Raw genomic sequence first — 3,030 nt, forward strand, 5'->3', positions numbered from 1 at the left:
GATCAAAGTCGGTCTGTTGGGCAAGGATGATTCCGAACTCGTTATGATCGGAGCGGTGCATGAGTACGGTGTCGAAATTCCGGTCACAGACAAAATGCGGGCATGGTTTGCGGTGAATGGCTATCCGCTCAAGAAGGAAACAACGGTCATCAAGATTCCAGAGCGGTCATGGCTACGGAGCGGCTATGATGAGAACATCGACAAGATTGCGAGAAAAATTGAGCAACTATTGCCCGATGTCATTGAAGGAAACGTCAATCCGAAACTCTTTATGGATGCGATCGGCATGGAGTTTGCTGGATTGATTCAAAAGAAAATGAGAGCCTTGAGAGAACCGCCTAACAGTAGCATGACGGTTGAGCGAAAAGGTTCAGATAATCCGCTCATTGATACAGGTCGTCTAGTCGGTGCCATTAGACATGAGGTGGAATAGATGAAACCATTTCAATTTGCCGATTTTATCGAGGAATTCAAAGTCACGTTTACCGTTTATCAAGAAACAGGCGGATACTACAACGATAAAGGAGATTGGGTTGAAGGTGGCTCTAATCTTATACAAATGACAGGGATTATCCTTCCGCTTTCAGAAGATGACCTAAAATATGTCGAACAAGGCACATACAGCGTCAAAGACCGTAAACTTTACACAATTCAACCGCTTCAATTAGGACAGAAAATCGAGTATAAAGGTACACAATACACCGTACAAAACTTCAAAGATTACAGCGACTATGCCGATGTGTACATTTACTATGCGAGGTGTGCGGAATGATAACCGCCATTAAAAATATGATTGCGAAAATCAAAGCGGATACAGACATCACCATCATTCAAGCCAACCAAACCGCTCCAAAACCGCCGCTTCCTTATGCTGTATATAACATCACAGCTCCATATGTAAAAGACAGAGGGCAACCGAATATGACACCGCAGGAGCGGGATGGAGAACTGTATCTGAACTATGAAGAACAGTATCTGACGACTATCTCGTTCAACGTCTATGCGGATAAAAACGAAACGACCATTGACAATGCGATAAAGCTACGTCAATGGTTTTTGTTTGTTGGTCAAGAGTACCTACAAGACAACGGGATAGCGGTTGTAAACGTTGGAAACATCGAAAACCGCACGACATTTCTTGTGGACAGCTATGAATACAAACATGGCTTCGATGTTCAATTACGTATGACGCAAAACATCGAAGTGAAGACAGATTGGTTTGACACAGTAAATTTCAAAGGAGAGTGAGAATATGGGCAATCGTTATGTAGATGTGACGATTACACGACAAACGAAAGCGGTGAGCGAAAAGGGATTTGGTACACCACTCGTGTTGTCAACCTCAAAAAACTTGCCGTATAAGATTTACACAGATATTGAACAGGTGGCCAACGACTTTGCGACAACAACAGAAGAATACAAACTATTCTCTCGCATGTTCGGGCAAAATCCACGACCAGCGGAAATTGCGGTATATGGCGTGCAATATGACGGAGCGACAGGAAACCCAACAGATTTAACAGCTGCGTTAAACACACTTGTAACAATGGGCAACAACGATTTCTATTACCTTGTATCCGTTGAGCAAGGAGATGACGAGATCACAGAGTTAGCTCAATGGGTTAGCACACAAGACAAAATTTATGCCGCTTCTACATCGAGTGAAACATTGTATCAAACATTAAGCGGACTGTATGACAATGTATTCCTTCTTGTTCATGACCAACCTCGTCAATATCCGGCTGAAGGTCTTGTCGCTCAATTAGCACCGTTACCGATTGGGAGTTATACTTGGACATTTAAAACAATCCAAGGGGTTTCTCCTGTATCATATGACGCAACGAAAATTAATGATATCCATGCTAATCATGCATGCACATATATCCGCGAAGGTGGTGTCAATATCACATCACGCGGTGTAGCAACGAGCGGTGAATATATTGACAATGTGCAAGCAACGCACTTTATCAAAGCACGTATGACCGAAGCGGTGTTCCGTTTACTTGCGACAAATCCGAAAATTCCATACACGGATGCAGGTATCGCAATGGTCGTCGCAGAGGTTGACAACGTACTGAAACAAGCGTTTAAACAAGGAATTATCGCTGATGAAAACGGAGAGCCGCTCTACACCATTACCGTTCCAAAACGTGAGGATATTCCTGCAAATACACGTGCGCAACGTATTTTACCAGACGTCGAGTGGACAGCAACAATCGCTGGGGCAGTCGAAAAAGTTGAAATTCGTGGAGTTCTCACGATTTAAGGAGGGGATATAGATGGCAACAACATATGATTTCAAGAAAGTTAGCGTCATCGTGAATGGCGCTTTTATCGTTGGGTTCATGGATGGTGAACCGATTCAAGTGGAGAAAAACGAAGATGACATTACACCGCATGTTGGCGCAGATGGTGAAGTTACTTATGCAGAAAGCGCAGACCAAACAGGTACAATCACGCTGACGTTGAAGCAGACTTCCGCTTCACTTCCATTCTTGCAACAATTACGCAAGTCGAAAAAGATTTTTCCTATCCAGATCGTTGACAGTAACAACGGCACATACCGCGCAGGTGGTAGCGAAGCGCGAATTGTGAAGATGCCATCTCGTTCATGGGGAACAGAAGTACAAGGTGTAGAAGTACAAATCCATGTGGCAGACTTAACAGAAGCGTAAGGAGGAATGAGTAATGGGTTTTAAACCAAAAACAGAAGAATATACAAGTGCGTCAGGAAATAAGTATGTATTCCAAACAGTCATGCCATCTAAATGGGCTGAGATTTTAGATCAAATCACCGATAAACATGGTAAAATACTTAATGCTAAAGCGATGCCAGCTATGCTTGAGCACGTGGTTGTGCAACCTTCGGGTTTAAGTCTCAATGATTTCGAGGAGTGGGCTGAACTCCAGGAGGTAACGCAAGCCGCTTTCTTGTTTCAACAACAAGGAAAACGATAGGTTATTCCAATTAGGGAGCGTTGACGACGTTCCCTTTTCTTTTGTTCAACAAGCAAGAAAGAATTGGTGGAA

At 43.4% G+C, this 3,030-nt stretch carries 6 protein-coding genes; all 6 read left to right on the forward strand.

What is annotated here, in order from left to right; translation table 11 throughout:
• Positions 1-433: hypothetical protein (locus ETC00_RS19135; protein WP_171567654.1), on the forward strand; the 433-nt coding region annotated here is incomplete at its 5' end.
• Complete coding sequence (locus tag ETC00_RS19140; RefSeq protein ID WP_171567655.1) at positions 434-772, forward strand: hypothetical protein; 339 nt, start codon at positions 434-436, stop codon at positions 770-772.
• Positions 769-1,248 (forward strand): phage neck terminator protein, encoded by a 480-nt coding sequence (locus ETC00_RS19145; protein ID WP_171567656.1) that lies wholly within the window; start codon positions 769-771, stop codon positions 1,246-1,248. Before ETC00_RS19140 ends, ETC00_RS19145 begins: the two co-directional genes overlap by 4 nt.
• A 4-nt stretch (positions 1,249-1,252) precedes the next feature.
• Positions 1,253-2,266, forward strand: coding sequence for a DUF3383 family protein (locus ETC00_RS19150; protein ID WP_171567657.1), 1,014 nt, complete (start codon positions 1,253-1,255; stop codon positions 2,264-2,266).
• A 13-nt stretch (positions 2,267-2,279) separates the two neighbouring features.
• A complete protein-coding gene (locus tag ETC00_RS19155; RefSeq protein ID WP_171567658.1) occupies positions 2,280-2,675 on the forward strand; it encodes a phage structural protein in 396 nt (131 codons plus the stop codon).
• Positions 2,676-2,688: 13 nt separating this feature from the next.
• Positions 2,689-2,958 (forward strand): hypothetical protein, encoded by a 270-nt coding sequence (locus ETC00_RS19160; protein ID WP_171567659.1) that lies wholly within the window; start codon positions 2,689-2,691, stop codon positions 2,956-2,958.
• Positions 2,959-3,030 lie beyond the last annotated feature (72 nt).

Source organism: Brevibacillus sp. MCWH (genome assembly GCF_013096935.1).
In the GTDB taxonomy this organism is placed as follows: Bacteria; Bacillota; Bacilli; order Brevibacillales; family Brevibacillaceae; genus Brevibacillus; species Brevibacillus aydinogluensis.

Coding starts and splice junctions, on each gene's coding strand:
- ETC00_RS19140 (WP_171567655.1), top strand. CDS start 434: ATGAAACCATTTCAATTTGCCGATTTTATCGAGGAATTCAAAGTCACG.
- ETC00_RS19145 (WP_171567656.1), top strand. CDS start 769: ATGATAACCGCCATTAAAAATATGATTGCGAAAATCAAAGCGGATACA.
- ETC00_RS19150 (WP_171567657.1), top strand. CDS start 1,253: ATGGGCAATCGTTATGTAGATGTGACGATTACACGACAAACGAAAGCG.
- ETC00_RS19155 (WP_171567658.1), top strand. CDS start 2,280: ATGGCAACAACATATGATTTCAAGAAAGTTAGCGTCATCGTGAATGGC.
- ETC00_RS19160 (WP_171567659.1), top strand. CDS start 2,689: ATGGGTTTTAAACCAAAAACAGAAGAATATACAAGTGCGTCAGGAAAT.